Genomic DNA, 15,889 nt, shown 5'->3' on the forward strand with positions numbered 1-15,889 from the left:
TATCTTGAACATCGACATAAAACCCCTATTGGTATCCAGGTACTATGGCGAGGTTGGTTAAAATTACACGACCTCTGTGAAGGTTGGCAGCTTGCAAAAGAGACTTAACGGTAAAAGTCAGGTCGTTATATTAGTGAAGATAGCAGCCGCTACCGTCGCCCGATGGTAACACATGTTTACCGCGAAGCTATTGAACTTTACGATCGCCACATCTACGAAAAAGGGTCTTGTGTTTATCACATGATTCGGGCCCAATTGGGAGATGAATTATTTTGGCAGGCTATTCAAACATTTGTTCAAGATAATGCCCACAAAACTGTAGAAACAATAGATTTACTCAGGGCAATTGAAAAAGCTACTGGACATAATCTTTTGTTCCTCTTTGACCAATATGTTTATCGTGGTGGCCATCCCGATTTTAAGGTAGCTTACTCTTGGGATGGGGATGCTAAGTTGGCAAAAATTACGGTAACTCAAACCCAAGCTGCTGAAGATAAAAATGGCAGTAAGGATTTGTTTGATTTAAAAGTACCTATTGGTTTTGGCTATACCCAACAAGAAGTAAGAAGTGAGGAGTTAGGAGTTAAAAATAATTCCAAACTCACAACTCCTAACTCACAACTCAAAATTTTTGTAGTACGGATAAATGAACGAGAACAAAGTTTCTATTTTCCTCTAGAAAATAAGCCCCAATATATCAGCTTTGATGTTGAGAATAATTACCTAAAAACAGTAGCTTTAGAGTATCCAATAGCAGAATTAAAAGCACAATTAGAATCTGACCCCAACCCAATTTCGCGCATCTATGCAGCAGAAGCTTTAGCGAAAAAAGGCGGGTTAGAAGCGACAAAAGCACTATCTACGTCCCTCAAAAATGACCCATTGTGGGGTGTGCGGGTGGAAGTGGCAAAACAACTAGCCAAAATTAATTTAGACCAAGCTTTTGATGGCTTAGTTCTGGGATTAAAAGATAAAAATGCTTATGTGCGACGATCTGTAGTGGAAGCACTTGCTCAAATCAAAACTGCCGAAAGCTATAAAGTTGTAAGAGGGTTGTTGCAAAAGGGCGATCCTAGCTACTACGTGGAAGCAGCAGCCTCTCGTGTGATTGGCGCGATCGCATCTGCAAACTTGGAAGAAAAACCCAAGGAAGACAAGGTATTAAAGCAACTCAAGGGCATTTTAGAAGAAAAGGCGGGTTGGAATGAAGTAGTGCGGAGTGGTGCGATCGCTGGTTTAGCTGAATTCAAAACCTCGGAAGCAGCTTTAAATCTACTACTCGAATACACCAAAATCGGTGTACCACAACCTCTACGTTTAGCCACAATTCGCGCTTTAGGAAAGATTTCTGTAGGTCAAAGTCCGGTTAATTTGGAACGGATTTTAGAAAAACTAGCAGAACTAGCCAAAGAAACCTTCTTTTTAACGCAAGTGGCGGTAGCAGCAGCATTGGGACAAATGGAAACACCTAAAGCAGTCGGAATTTTGCGATCGCTAGCTGAACAAACAGCCGATGGGCGTGTCCGTCGCAATGCTGAAGAAGAAATTTCCAGGGTGCAAAAGAACATCGGTTCAGAAAAAACCCTCCGTCAATTGCGTGAAGATTTCGACCAACTCAAACAACAAAACCAGGAATTGAGAAGCCGTTTAGAAAACTTGGAGGCCAAATCTAAATAGCAGCAGATGATAAGTGAACTACCCACACTGACTTGGAGTACCAAGTACAGTTTGGGCTTCTGTAATCACGGGGGAATGCCCAAACTTAGGCTTTCGCCCAAGTTTAAGACTTACATCCCCTCCTACAGCAGAGACGGCTGAACCTTCCGCCTTTATCATTCTGATACCATCTGCTCTAATATTTATCGCTGCATTTCCATCACGATCGTGATGAGTATTGCAATGTGGGCAAGTCCATTCACGGACATCCAATCGCATCTCACCTATTTGATAGAAACAATTACAACAGAGCTTAGAACTGGGGAACCATCTATCAATTTCAACTAACTTTGCATTACGGCGTAATAGTTAAAAGTTGGTAATTGGTAATTGTGGTAAAACCACTACCAATTACCAAAGTTGTATTTAACGCTCTAATTTTTATTATTCAAAAAGCTTCTTAATATACACTCTCTTACAAAAATCTATTTTACTTAAATAGTTATCTTTTACACATAGAATATTATAATTTTCACTTAATCCGGTAGGTATAAATAAACATAATATCAAGATTCAAGACTTCCCACAGAAGTCTTGAATCCTTATCCTGAGCGATTTCTGTTTAATTTAAGTTTATCTACTTACTACTGTGATATGTAGCTGAAAGCAAACATGGTTACGGATTTTTCATATCCTACCCAAATTTACAGATACAGGTAGATATTTATATTTATATAAAATAAGGTTAAGAAAAGATAAAATCACCGAAAAGATGGATAAGTAGTTGTAGTTTTATAAAGTATAATTAAGAAAAAGATAAACAAATCTAGGAAGTAATTTAGGCTAAAACTGCCTCGAACAGTACCCCAGAAAGGCAGGGTTCGAGTTGTTTCAGATAAAAAACTACCGCTATCTTTTGCCTACAACTAACTTGTGGGTTTAGTAGAGAAAGAATCATTGTAAATTTTTCAGTTGAAGAGGCAAATAAAGGCGTGGGTCAGTATCAACCTACTCAGCTAAAGCTCTATAATCCAGATGCGATCGCTCGCTATTATAGTTACCGTCCTTGGCTAGCCTGGGGGCGACTGCTGAGAATTATCTCCTCTTTTGCAGTATTTATAATCAGTCTCAAGTGGGACGAATGGCAAGACAAAGTTGAGCAGAACAAAGGCAAACGAGCTATCCAGTTGCGCGAACTGCTCACCCGCCTCGGCCCGACTTTTATTAAAGTTGGTCAAGCCCTCTCCACCAGACCTGACTTAATACGTAAGGATTTTCTAGAAGAACTAATCAAGTTACAAGATCAGTTACCACCTTTCGATAATGCGATCGCTTACAAAATTATCGAAACCGAGCTAGATCGTCCAATTGATGAATGTTTTAGCGAACTCTCACCTCACCCAGTCGCAGCAGCTAGCTTGGGTCAAGTATACCGTGGTCGTCTAATCAGTGGCGAAGAAGTCGCAGTGAAGGTGCAACGCCCAAACTTACGCCCAACTCTTACCCGCGACCTCTATTTATTGCGCTGGGGTGCGAGTTGGGTAGCTCCTTGGTTGCCCCTGAATCTCGGTCACGACCTAACTTTAATCGTGGACGAGTTTGGCACGAAGCTATTTGAAGAAATCGACTATATAAATGAAGGCCGCAACGCCGAAAAATTTGCTAGCAATTTCCGCAACGACCCACAAGTTAAAGTTCCAGGAATTTACTGGCGTTATACAAATACCCACGTTTTAACCCTGGAATGGATTAACGGCTTCAAGCTGACGGATACTAAAAGCATCCGCGAAGCAGGTTTAGACCCAGAAGCGATTATCCAAATTGGCGTTACTTCAGGATTGCAACAGCTCCTAGAACACGGTTTCTTTCATGCTGACCCCCATCCCGGTAATTTATTTGCTGTACCCGATGGTCGGATGGCTTATATCGACTTCGGCATGATGGATCAGTTGGAAGAAAACACCAAAGAAACACTAGTAGATGCGTTAGTGCATTTGGTGAATAAAGACTATACCGACTTAGCCGAAGACTTTGTAAAATTAGGATTTCTGACTCCAGACACGAATATTTGCCCGATAGTGCCAGCATTAGAAGCGGTGCTAGGAAACGCCATTGGCAAAAATGTCAAGGATTTTAACTTCAAAACTATTACCGATGAATTCTCGGAACTGATGTACGAATATCCTTTCCGAGTTCCGGCGAAGTTTGCTTTGATTATTCGTTCCTTAGTGACTCAAGAAGGTATTGCCCTGAGTCTCAACCCAGATTTCAAAATTGTGGAAGTGGGTTATCCCTACATAGCACGGCGCTTGCTGACAGGGGAATCGCCTGAGTTACGGCGGCGATTATTGAATGTGTTATTCAAAGATGGTAAATTTCAGTGGCAGCGTTTAGAGAATTTAATTGCGATCGCTCGTAGCGATAACAACTTTGATGTATTGCCGACAGCCCAGATGGGTTTCCAATATTTAATGTCCGAAGAAGGCAAATTTCTGCGGCGACAGCTGGTAATGGCTCTCACTGAAGATGACCGCCTCCACACCGAAGATGTCCAACGCCTGTGGAACCTAGTTAAAGACGACTTAAAACCGGATCGTTTATTAAATGTAGCGATCGGCATCTTAACTAATTTATCTAGAGAAGGCGCAGCGGCTATTCTGCCAAAAGCTACATTTCTAGTACCTTTTACTGGAAACCAGTCAGCAATTAAAAACTAAAAACCTATAAATCAGGAGTTTTAATAATGTACTATTTTCCTCTACAACCACCCTATTTCCTCTTACTCGTTGGCTTTTTGACAGCATTAACATCTGGTTTGGCATTATCTGGCACTTTGAAAGTAATTGTGCAAAATTGGCCAAGCGAAAAAGCAGAAAATACTGAACCACGTTCCTCTCTAAAACAATTACTTGTGCCATTTATCGGTATTACTGGCGGGACTTGTCTATTTCTATCTTCAGGCTTAGAGATATTTGGCTTTCCCTCCGCCTTGGCTTTAGGAGTCGGTCTACCAATTAGTCTGTTTACTTGTTTATTAGTTTGGTTGCAGTTAGGAAGTATGATGACTTTTATAGAACGTGAAGGGATGCAATCTCTAGATTTAGATTCTTTTTCTTAGATTGATAAAATATGTTTAAGTTATTATTAACTGAACTGTCTTAATATAAGAATAAACTTAAATGCTCACCAGATATGGTGAGCATTTATACTTTTGTAGTCAGCTTTTCTCAAGGCTTAAGTATAGATGCAATTAATTCATCTCTTAACATCTTTTAGGGATTAAATAGAATTTTAGTAATTAGGAAAAATAGGTACTATTACAGTAGTCAGTACCCATATTATATATGTGAACATAGTGTTTGATTTAAATCGAAACAATTTGCATAATTCTTCTGTCTCTAAACAAATTTTTAATATTAGTCTCAGCCAAATTTTATTTCAACAATAAAATCTTATGAACCAAGAAAAATCAGACATTTGTTTTTGCACTTTAGCTTTAGGGAAAAGGTATCGCTCTCATGCTTTCCTATTAGCTCAAGATATTGAAAAACATTCGCCAGGAGTATATTTAATTGTCCTAACAGATAAGCTAGAAGAATTTAAAATATATCCTAACGTTTTAGCATTTCACCATGAACAACAGAGCATTGGTTGTTACCACGATAAAAGGTTTGTAATTGCCAAAGCAATATCACTGTTTAATACTTGTATATTTGTCGATGCAGATATCAGAATATTAGATAAGTTACAACCAGATATAAAATGGCTTCCTGGCATAACAGCAAGAAGTTGTACAAGTATTGTCAAACACAATCAAGAATATATTAATTCAGCAAATGATGATTACAAGGCAAATAGACTTAGAGATTTGACCATTCTGAACAAACTAGCACAAAAACTAGACCTGGATTTAGAAGATACTAATATTCAGTTTGTCATGGAAATGTTATTTGTAGTTACAAGGCAAGATGGACGGGAAATCGAATTTATTAAGCACTGGGAAACTATTGCACTTTACTGTGAGCTAAATGGTTTTTATAGTGCTGAGGGTTATGCAATAGGATTAGCTGCTGCTAAGGCTGGATTACCAGTTCGATGGGACGCTATGGACGGTATTGTTTATTTCAAGGATTGGGTAGAACGGCAGAAAATCAAAAAGGGACAAGCAAATCCAGATGAAACGCTGATATATTTTCAACAGCACGAAGCGATTGAATACCACAAAAATTCACTTTTCCAAAAGCTATTGCATAAGCTAAATAAATTTATTGGTTATTACTATCGGTACTTGCGTTTAAGACTTGCCGCATTGAGTAATTTTAATTTTTATCACCGATGAAACTTGGAAAAAACAAGAAGCTGATTTAATTGGCATATCTTTGCTGAGTTATTAGTAACCATTAATTTTATCCTTGAAGTTACGATACTTTAATTTAATATTGTTTACTCTTTGTTGAATAAAACTACTAGTAGACTTTTGCAAAAGCGTTATCTGGCTTGGGCGGGTAAAACTTTGAGGTCGTTTTTCAGGTGATTTTAAATAGCGATAATATAAGAAAACATCACGGTAAGGAATATCTACATCTTCACCTCCACAAAGCCGCACAAAACCTGAAGAAGACACACTCATATAGTGTAAGTAGGTCAATCTCCGCCCTTGGTCATAGAGGATATTATCTACCACATCAAATTTAGAACTCCAATGATTACCAGTTGCCTGCTCGCAGTCATAAAAAGCAAAGTTATAATAGGAAATTCCACTTCTTAAGACCATGTAGTTAAATAAAGATTGGTCAGGTGCTAAAAAAGCCATGACATCTGCCTCACCTGAGATTAATTTGCCCATTAAATCGGCTCTTATCGCTGGAGAAAAAATATTTTTCTTGGTTGCAAACCAACCAGCACAAAATACTTTATCTTGCAAGTTTTCTGAATTGAAAACTTGCTGCATAAGCTCTGGTGAACCATCAAAAATAAATTTTAAGTCAGACTTATATTGAAAATCATTGACTACCCAATCAGATGTATCTAATTTTTCATATACATAATCTACTGGCCCCATTAACAATGTATCTGCATCAAAATAAATAAATCTATCAAAGGGACCATCCACAGCACAAAATTTGCGGTGCATTGGTAACTCATAGAGTTCTGAAAAACCCCACTCTCGCCAAGTTTTTTGCGCTCTCGGATAATTTTTCCATATCTGAGTGGCAAAGTTATCCCAATAAGCTATGGAATCAGAATCTTCAAATAAGCTGACATTATCTCTAGATGCAATCTCTGCCTTCACCTTATCTAAGCGCTGATTATATGGAAGTATACAAATAGGAATTTTCCTACCAGCATTAGCTTCTATACTGTTGAGCAATGCTACTAGTTGGTCATAGACAACATCATTGGCTAGGATGTAGATACCATCAATCATTGGGATACTCCTAATATTAAGTGCGGGCAGCAACAAAAGGAAATAAGCGGCGAGTCAGTTTGGAGATGAAAGCAAATTTCCCCTCATGGAGATAGCGATAGTGTTCCCACAATTGCCAATAGGGACTACCAGTTTTCATCCGCGTACCAGCCCAGTGGAGATATTTGAGTCGTTGTCCTCGGTCATAGAGGGCATAATCTTGCTGTTGGAAATTTTGTGAACCCGCCCAACTACCAGGCCCACCACCAGGAATTTTGACGAGATTTCCTCGTTTGGCAATCAGTTTGAGAACAAGATAATTTAAAATTGGTTGGTCTGTAACTCCTTCAGAAAAATCGAAATATTCACGATGCGCGGCACACTCGCGCAAAGCTTCATCCATTTGTTCTTCGGTAATAACTCCTTTTCTCGAAGCCCAAAAGCCACTGTTAAAAACATCTTGAAGTTGAGCATCAGAAAAAATTTGCTGCTCTTTCACAAATGGGGAAAAGATATTTCGCAGTTTGTCATTGGCATGATGGTAATCACAACAGAAGAAATCGACTTCTGAAAGTTTGTCTAAATTGTCGGCGATTTTTTCAAAAACGACAATATCTGTATCAATATAAATAAATTCATCTAAAGGGCCAAACCACGCCACCAGTTTACGCATTTTGTTTGGTAAGGCGAGGAAATCTCGATCAAAAATTTCTCCGATGCGTTTGGTAAATTTATCAATAAGTTCCAAATCGGGGAAAATTTGCACTTTGTGTAAGGTAGAAAGCTGTTCTGCTACCTTGTGATAATTTTCGTTAAATGGTATCAGATAAATGGTTACTCCTGGATCATAGTAACGAATACTATTTAGTAAAGCGATCGCATTATCAATAACACGATCGTTTGCAACAATATAAATTCCCCTACTCATAAATTATCCTTGGTTAATTAACTTAAGTTTTCGCAAAGCTCTTGTAAGTAAATTTGGTACTGGAGCGTCATTATAATTCTTAGGAGGGTTTTGAAAGATGGGACGCTTATCTGGTTCGTTTAAGTAACGATAGTGGAGAAATAAATCTCGATAGGGAAAATCAATATTTTCTCCAGCACAGACTGCTTGATTAATATTAGGAGGAATACCAATATAATGAAGGTAGGTTAGCCGATTACCTTTGTCATAAAGAAGGTGTTCTCGTTCCTCAAAGTGCTTAGATGTGGCAGAACATCCTGTCTTTGCATTATCTGGTAGTTGACGAGCAAAGTTATAAATAGAAAGATTAGACCTCATTACCATGTAGTTTATCAGTGGTTGCTCTCCAGCACCGCCATACAAAATTTCCGCCTCACCATTTTGTAAATGCGATATTAGGATCTCTCTTTGTTCTGAGTTAAATATTCCTCGTTTTGCACCATAGAAACCGGAGCAAAAGATTTCGGAATCAATGCGTTTTTGCTCGAAAACCTCTAGTAATTTTGGCGAGTTAACATTATATATCTTACTAACGTCTTTAAATTGGAAATCGTAGACAACAAAATCATAAGTATCTAGCTTTTCAAACACCGATGCCAGAGAATTCATCACCAAGGTGTCTGCATCTAAATAGATAAATTTATCAAATGGCCCATCAAAGGCACAAAAACGGCGGTGAGCGCCATACAACCGTGATTTACTCCGATTCAATCGCTCTGGTGCTGCTGAGAGCATAAATTGATCCCAACAGTTGATTGATTCTTGATTATCGTAAAGAAATACATTAGGGCGTTTAGCTATTTCATCAGCGATTCGCTGTGTCTGATCGTCGAAAGGATAGATACAAACAGGAGTTTCTGAACCTAAGATAACATCAATACTGTTGAGCAAAGCCACCAGTTGATCGAAAACATAATCATTGCCAAGGGTACAAATACCATTCATAATTTATGAGTGTTGATCAACAAAGTTTGATAACCAGTTAAGTAAGTTTAATTTATGTAGAATAATTTGACGTGCTTCTGCGATCGCATCTTTGGCAGCATACCAAGCATCAGGTGTAGCTGTCACTTCTTTGATGTAGGCAATACCTTTTTCATCTAAACTGGGCAACCGCAAAAAACTACCCGGTGGCAATAATTTATCAGCAGCCGGGCCACCATAGTAGATTGGTAGACACCAGGCAAGTAAACTATCCCAAAGTTTCTCACTGACATACCAATTATTGTCAGCATAATTTTCAATTGCCAAATTGTAATAGTATGGTGCCATCCCATACCATTTGTTACCCAGTTCTCCCGATTTTTTAGCCGATTCTGGTAAGTTACGCCCATATAAATCAAATTTCACGCCACTAGATTGTAGCGACTGCAAAAAGTCTAAACGCTGGCGATGTTTGGCTGTACGACTAATTCCCGAAGTAATCCAACTACATGGGGCAACCTTTTGAGGTGGTGGCATTTCATTTAAATCTTGAAATGAATTTGAGTGATACCAAATAGCAGGCATATAGTCAGGAGTCGGGGCAAAATCATCGGGGCCAGAAATGTAGCCGCAATACTTCTGGGCTTGTTGATAATTATGATTAGTTATTTTGACAATTTCATCTAAAGGCGGTTCTCTTAGCAAATAAATAATCCGCTCTTTGTTGACACCGCGCAGTAGAGAATCAACATTTACTACTGATTTTTGCTGCCGTTTGCGAAAGCTATCTAACCAAGATTTTTGTGGCGCTGCTTGAGGAAAATCAAATTGATACATCAGTAGAAAATCTGGTTTGGTTGCTAGTGCCTGCATTTGCATATTGCCCCAAACTCCAAATTGATGCGGGGTTTGTTGCCACAGCCAGTCGGCTCTAGTTTCTAAACCTCGATAGCCACTAATCATACCTACAGTTTTTATAGTCATTTTAGTTATTAATCATTTGTCATTTATCATTTGTCTTCTAGATTCTTTTTATGCGATAAATAGGGGTAGCAGAGATTCATCAACATAACTAAGAATTTTTGCGGCTCGATTTTCCCAAGAAAACTGCTTGACAAATTCGATACTATCTGGATAACCTTCTATTCTTCTAGGATGAGTTTCTAAAACCTGCTTCAGACTTTCAGCAAATTTGTTTGGGTTATCTGGTTCACACCAAGCAGCGATCGCTTTTGTATCTTGAAACTCAACTAGTGAAGGAATTTCCGTCGAGACAATGGGAGTTCCAGAGGCGAAGTAGTCAAACAGCTTTAAAGGAGATGTGAAAGTTGCCGCTTTCCCGGAACAATGAGGGTGAGCTAAAACATCTGCTGCTTGTAGCAAAGACGCTAACTCATTATGCAAGACATAGCCCAAAAACTGAATATTATTAACCTGTTTTTCTTTTACCAATTGCTGATAATATTCTACTTCTGCTGGCTTACCACCTGCACAGGCAAATTGCACATTAGGCATTTCATTAGCCACATCAATTAGTACATCAATACCTTTAAATTGCTGTAATGCTCCCGCATAAACTACCAATTTTTGGTTTTCATCTCGCAATAGTTTTTGTCGCCATTCTGTGGCTTTTTCTGGTTGCCTCTGCATAAACAAGCGATTGAAACCATTGTGCAGCTTAATTACTTTTTCTGGCGGCATTCCATTTTTAATCATGCTTTCACGGATTGTTTCTACAACGGTGACAGCTATTTGTAAGAGTGGATTTGTAACAATTTCTTGCTCAAATGGTTTCTCTTCATGGTGGTGGTGTTCATAAATTGCCGGAATGCCATTTTTGATGGCAGCTTTGACAAAATTCCAGTTGCGGCTATGGACAAGTTTAGTAGTTGGAAGTATATGAAATGGTAAATAGTACTTGCTTGCAATGGTGTTGGAGTCAGTAAATTTGCTCGCAAAATGGTCAATCGGCCAAGGCATCGGTAATGGAGCAACTTTTAATTTGTCATGGAGATTGTAATATTCAATAAGTTCTGTTGGTGTTTTTATCGGTTTAAAAGGGCGTAATAAATTAATTGGGTTATTAGCTTTTGCTCCTTTTTCAGGGTATACCAAAACTGTTGAGTATCCCAAGTTAGCGGCAGCATTAGCTGCATTTGTAGACTGTACTAGGTGAGCCTCTGGCTGGGGTAATTCTTCACCAATGAAAAAAATGTAGTGTTTTTTTAAAGTATTATTTTTCATAATTTTAGACATTAATACTATCCTCAAATTTTTCTAAATTCTTCAGAAGACATATAGTAGATTCATAAGTTTCACTAATTAATTCATTTGGCTCTTGGGGAGTATCTATCAAATTATCTGCTAGAGAGCGGAGAGAGCTAAGTATGAGATTAAGAGAAGTTCTAAACTCAACGGAGAGATGATTAAAGCTTTGATAATAGTCGCTGATGATATTTTGATTTTGGTCAGAAATTGAGATAATCTGCCCCCTTCTTTGTAAGCTCATCACATCCTCAAAAATATCAATAGTGTTGAGAATTCTCCAGGCTGATTTGTAAGAGTCTTCAATTAATTTGTGCCGTTCTTGAGAATCGTTTTCCAGATCATCAAGCAATAAGCGCAGTAATCCAATCATTGAGTTCAACTGTGTCCGAATTTCGTGAGAGATACGGAGCAAGCTTTGATTGTGTTTAGTAGCGGCTTCAGGACGATCAACAAATTTCTTTGAGTTTAGGCGCATTGCCTTAATAATTTTTGTCTGAATCAAATTTTTATTAGGGCGATCGCTAAATTGCATGGAGTACAAGCGTGAGTAGTAAGCACCTTTTTGCAAAAGTTCTTCATGGGTTCCCACTTCTACCACCTGTCCTTGATCTAACACAGCTATTTGATCGGCTTTTTGGACTGTGGAAAGGCGGTGAGCAATTACTAGGGTGGTGCGATCGCGACTAAGATCGTCAAGTGCAGATTGTACTAATCGTTCGGAAACCGTATCTAAAGCGCTGGTGGCTTCATCTAAAATCAGAATTTCGGGATTTTGGAGGAGGGCGCGGGCGATCGCTAATCTTTGCCTTTGTCCACCAGACAACATTACGCCGCGATCGCCAATTAGGGTGTCAAATCCTTGAGGCAATTTGCTAATAAACTCATAAGCATTTGCCCGCTTTGCTGCTGTCAAAATCTCATCGTCAGTAGCCTCTGCTCGCCCATAGGCGATGTTATTTTGCACCGAGTCATTAAAAAGAAAGGTATCTTGACTGACAATCCCCATCCGCTTCCGTAGCGATACTAGATCGAACTCCCGCAAATCGGTGCCGTCAATGGTAATACTGCCAGCGATCGGGTCATAAAATCTGGGTAAAAGGTCTGCCAAAGTAGATTTACCAGCCCCAGAACCGCCTACCAATGCTAAGGTCGTACCACGCGGTAAATATAAATTTACATCTTTGAGTACCAACTTTTCATGACCAGGGTAGGCAAAGCAAAGAGAATTAAAAGACACTCCCTCTTCTAATTTTGTGTAGGGAATCTTACCTTTCTCCATGAACGGCTTATCATGCAAGCTTAAAAACTCATTCGTCACATCCACACTAGCTGCGGTACTAGCAAAGTTGCTGCGAATAGTATTTAACTGAGAAATCAATGGCAGCACTCGCAGCAGCACTAATAAATATGTCAGGAGTACGGTAGAAAGAGAAGAAACCTGTTGAGCAAAGAAGGTTTTGCTCAAAAGTACAATCAGCAGTAAAGCTGTAATACCCATTACCTCACTTAGAGGTGTAATGGCTTCCGAATTAACTTGAGATTGGAAATCTGCTAATTCGCGATCGCGAATTAGTTTTTTAATCCGTTGATATTCTTTTTCTTCATTTCCCGTCGATTTTACCAATCGAATTCCGTTCAGAGTTTCCAGTACGGAAACTGAATATGCTCTAGACATCTCACTCAGCTGCTTCCCAAAATTTCTCGACCGGGAAATGGCATACTGATTTACTAACGTCACCAACGATAACAAAAGCGTAGCAGCAATTGTCAACTGCCAAGAAATTGACAGCAATAAACTGACAAAAACTAAAATTGTGATTCCCAGGATAACTACCCTGACGATACTACCTATAGAACTTGCAGACCGACCAATTTCTCCACCAAGACGGTTGATTAAATCACCAACCTTAGTTTTGGCATAATAATCTATATCAATTTCTAGTAATAGCTTTAACCCCGTTTCGCGCATATCTGATGTTAGCTTTCGGGTTAAAGAACTCGATGCTAATGAACTGGCATAAGTAGCTAAATTCTTTAAAATAATTGTGAAGATAATCGCCCCAGCCATTACTCCTATCCGGTAAGGTTCTGGAGTATTATCAAAGGGAGATATCATCGTTTTTAGAATAGGAGGAGCAGTACTTAAATCTACTTCTTGTCCCACGATTTTTAAAACCACCGGCACAATTAAAGCGGTGCTAATCCCATTAAATAAAGCTCCAGAAAATCCTAACAATATTGTCAGTAGAATCAAACCTGGATAGGGTCTAGCGAATCGTAATAGCAGTTTTCTGGTAGACATTGGGTATTTACTATGCAATTTTCAATTATTAATATTATTCACAAATTACTTGCCAAAATTGCTAATATCAAATAGACAAACTATATAATTTTCAATATCCCAACAAAAGAGGCAGTTATTGCTGGAAGAATATTGCCCTATCACAAGGGGAGATTACGAGAGCAATTTTTTTACTGCTGCCATCAAAGTGATCTTGTGGTTTGAGTCTTCACAACTTCAGCGTGATCTCAATTTATCCAAGATCGAACCCCCAACTTAAAAGTTCCTCTACCTCCCGCTTTCTTCAATTTACGCTTCATTCCATATTAATATTTACAACCGAGAAATTACCGACTTTAACACCGAAGCCATAGCATCTATACTATAGTGTTCTACACATCTTTTTCTTGCGTTGATACCTTGCTGGTTTGCTGACTCTAAATTCTGAAAAATCCATTGAATCTGTTCAGCAATCTGTTCAGGACAAGCAGGCTCGACTAAATAACCAGTATCACCTAATATTTTGGGAATATCTCCAACACGCGTTGATAATACAGGTTTAGCCATTGCCATTCCATCTGTCAACTTCAGGGGAAATTGAGCGCGAGTTTCTGGGGTATCTCGTTGGGGAACAACTACAATGTGAGCTGCTGCTACTAAGTCAGGCATCACATCCGCTGGATATTTTGGTAATTTGATAATCCAGCGTCCCCACTTTTGTTGAAGTTGCTGATCGTAATCATCATAAGGACTGCCACCTACAATCACTAGTCTTAAGTCTGGTTGATTGATTTTATCGAGCGCTATGAGAACATCTTCTAGACCTTTGTAGGGTCTTGGCGCACCAGGAAACATTAAAATACGATATTCAGATAAACCATAACGATTTCTGCTGGACTCAGCATCATATCGAGCAGGATCAAATAAAGCAGTATCCTTACCATTGGGAACAAATGTACCCCCAAAACGCTGCTGCAAAAATTTAGTATGCACTGTCACCGCATCAGCTCTACTTACCAAACCTTCCATCCATTTCACGTACAAAGGATGATAAGGATTCCTAAGTGCGCCGTCTGATTTCAACAAGTCTCTGGCTAATTGTTTGGGCGTGAAACGATAATGCCAGTCATCGCCACCATACCAACTGAGTTCCCAATCATCTATGTCTAAAATTAATGCTTTTTGGCTAAATATTTTCTTTAGTAGGGCAACTCCAAAACTCGCTATTTGTGGTTTGATTGCATAAATTATATCTCCATTAATTTTTGGTAAAAATTGGTTAATTTCTCCGAAAAAATCGGGGAAATTTTTACCCGGCAAATTATAAACGTTTAATTCTGATGGTAAATTTCGATATAAGTTATTTCCAAATAAAAACCCCATGATTTCAACTTCATATTCTAAGTTTCTTAGGGCTGTTGCTATCAAGTATGCACGCAAAATAGCTGCACTTGATAAATCTGAAACCAACAGCGATATCTTGGAAAATTTTTTCACTGTTTTTATACTTAATTTTTATTTAATGCGCCAAGGATTTGTAACTTGATTCGGTAAAAATACTTTAGCGAATCTATCAAAAACCCTTGTATATAAGGAACGACTAATATCTTTAGCATATTGAGGACGATAAGGATAAGTACAGTGAAGAACTTTAATTGTATCCTGAATATCATAAGCATCCTGCCACTTACTGAGATAATTATAGGTTGGTGGTAAGATTTTCTTATGAGGTTGTACAGATGCGATCGCAGAAGCAAAAGCCCCTTGGTCTTTTAAAAGTAATTTATCTTGATTATTTTTGACAATCTCAAAATAACGTTTAAATTCGTCAAAAAATATCTTGGTTACTTCTGTTTTTCGAAAAGCCATAAAACCGCCATTATACTGCACACTATCTGCTTGTAATGGCAATCCTACCGATTGCAAAATTGGCAGAACATTTGGCAAAAGGTCTTCTTGTTTACCACGTAATAAGTTTGTAGCCTTAAGAATAGAAGGTTGTACATCTTCCGTTAGTAAAAACTCATATTCATCTAAATAGTCAAATACATCATCGATATTTGTAAGTAAACAAATATCCGAATCTAGATAAATCGTTTTATCAAACTCAGAAGCTTCATATAGAGCCAATTTTGCTTGTCGCGATGCTAAAACAGTATTTTTGTTTGCAGGTGCTGGTTTCAAAATTACATTTTTGAATGCCTTTAGCAAAGGATAAAGAGCTATTGGAACTTGGTCAATTAAAATAATGATTGGTTCTTGATGAAACTTTCTAACTGCTGCTAAAAAATGAATACAATCTTGAAACGAATAAAGCCCAGTTAGAATTGTAATAAAACCTTTAGTTGGTGTTGACATAAATAAAATGAATAATTTTTGTTGAATT

General features: G+C 38.4%; 11 protein-coding genes and 2 pseudogenes. 4 read left to right on the forward strand and 9 right to left on the reverse strand.

What is annotated here, in order from left to right; all coding sequences use genetic code 11:
* Positions 1–126: 126 nt before the first annotated feature.
* Positions 127–1,677: pseudogene (locus IQ274_RS15405) on the forward strand (HEAT repeat domain-containing protein); the annotation flags it as partial.
* An 18-nt stretch (positions 1,678–1,695) separates the two neighbouring features.
* On the opposite strand, the pseudogene IQ274_RS15410 reads toward IQ274_RS15405, so the two are convergent.
* Positions 1,696–2,025: pseudogene (locus IQ274_RS15410) on the reverse strand (zinc ribbon domain-containing protein); the annotation flags it as partial.
* 623 nt (positions 2,026–2,648) lie between these two features.
* Between IQ274_RS15410 and IQ274_RS15415 the strand changes: the two are divergent.
* The 3 genes from IQ274_RS15415 (at position 2,649) to IQ274_RS15425 (ending at position 5,995) form a co-directional block, all read left to right on the forward strand.
* Positions 2,649–4,373: an AarF/UbiB family protein gene (locus tag IQ274_RS15415; RefSeq protein WP_163938536.1), complete on the forward strand. Its 1,725-nt coding sequence runs from the start codon at positions 2,649–2,651 to the stop codon at positions 4,371–4,373.
* A 26-nt stretch (positions 4,374–4,399) separates the two neighbouring features.
* Entirely contained in the window at positions 4,400–4,774 is a 375-nt protein-coding gene (locus tag IQ274_RS15420) for a hypothetical protein (protein WP_163938540.1), read from the forward strand.
* Between the two features lie 336 nt (positions 4,775–5,110).
* Complete coding sequence (locus IQ274_RS15425) at positions 5,111–5,995, forward strand: hypothetical protein (RefSeq protein WP_194142777.1); 885 nt, start codon at positions 5,111–5,113, stop codon at positions 5,993–5,995.
* Positions 5,996–6,046: 51 nt separating this feature from the next.
* Here the strand turns inward: IQ274_RS15425 and IQ274_RS15430 are convergent, their stop codons facing one another.
* The 8 genes from IQ274_RS15430 to IQ274_RS15465 form a co-directional block, all read right to left on the reverse strand.
* Positions 6,047–7,084: an Npun_R2821/Npun_R2822 family protein gene (locus IQ274_RS15430; RefSeq protein ID WP_194142778.1), complete on the reverse strand. Its 1,038-nt coding sequence runs from the start codon at positions 7,082–7,084 to the stop codon at positions 6,047–6,049.
* 16 nt (positions 7,085–7,100) lie between these two features.
* Positions 7,101–7,991, reverse strand: coding sequence for an Npun_R2821/Npun_R2822 family protein (locus IQ274_RS15435; RefSeq protein WP_194142779.1), 891 nt, complete (start codon positions 7,989–7,991; stop codon positions 7,101–7,103).
* Between the two features lie 3 nt (positions 7,992–7,994).
* Positions 7,995–8,975, reverse strand: a complete 981-nt coding sequence (locus IQ274_RS15440) for an Npun_R2821/Npun_R2822 family protein (protein WP_194142780.1) — start codon at positions 8,973–8,975, stop codon at positions 7,995–7,997.
* 3 nt (positions 8,976–8,978) lie between these two features.
* A complete protein-coding gene (locus tag IQ274_RS15445) occupies positions 8,979–9,938 on the reverse strand; it encodes a glycosyltransferase family 10 domain-containing protein (RefSeq protein WP_194142781.1) in 960 nt (319 codons plus the stop codon).
* A 48-nt stretch (positions 9,939–9,986) separates the two neighbouring features.
* Complete coding sequence (locus tag IQ274_RS15450; protein WP_194142844.1) at positions 9,987–11,198, reverse strand: glycosyltransferase family 4 protein; 1,212 nt, start codon at positions 11,196–11,198, stop codon at positions 9,987–9,989.
* 4 nt (positions 11,199–11,202) lie between these two features.
* Positions 11,203–13,524, reverse strand: coding sequence for an ATP-binding cassette domain-containing protein (locus IQ274_RS15455; RefSeq protein WP_194142782.1), 2,322 nt, complete (start codon positions 13,522–13,524; stop codon positions 11,203–11,205).
* 312 nt (positions 13,525–13,836) lie between these two features.
* A complete protein-coding gene (locus IQ274_RS15460; RefSeq protein WP_163937157.1) occupies positions 13,837–15,000 on the reverse strand; it encodes a glycosyltransferase in 1,164 nt (387 codons plus the stop codon).
* An 18-nt stretch (positions 15,001–15,018) separates the two neighbouring features.
* Entirely contained in the window at positions 15,019–15,861 is an 843-nt protein-coding gene (locus tag IQ274_RS15465) for a hypothetical protein (protein ID WP_194142783.1), read from the reverse strand.
* Positions 15,862–15,889: the final 28 nt, after the last annotated feature.

The organism is Nostoc sp. LEGE 12447 (assembly GCF_015206985.1).
GTDB lineage: Bacteria > Cyanobacteriota > Cyanobacteriia > Cyanobacteriales > Nostocaceae > Nostoc.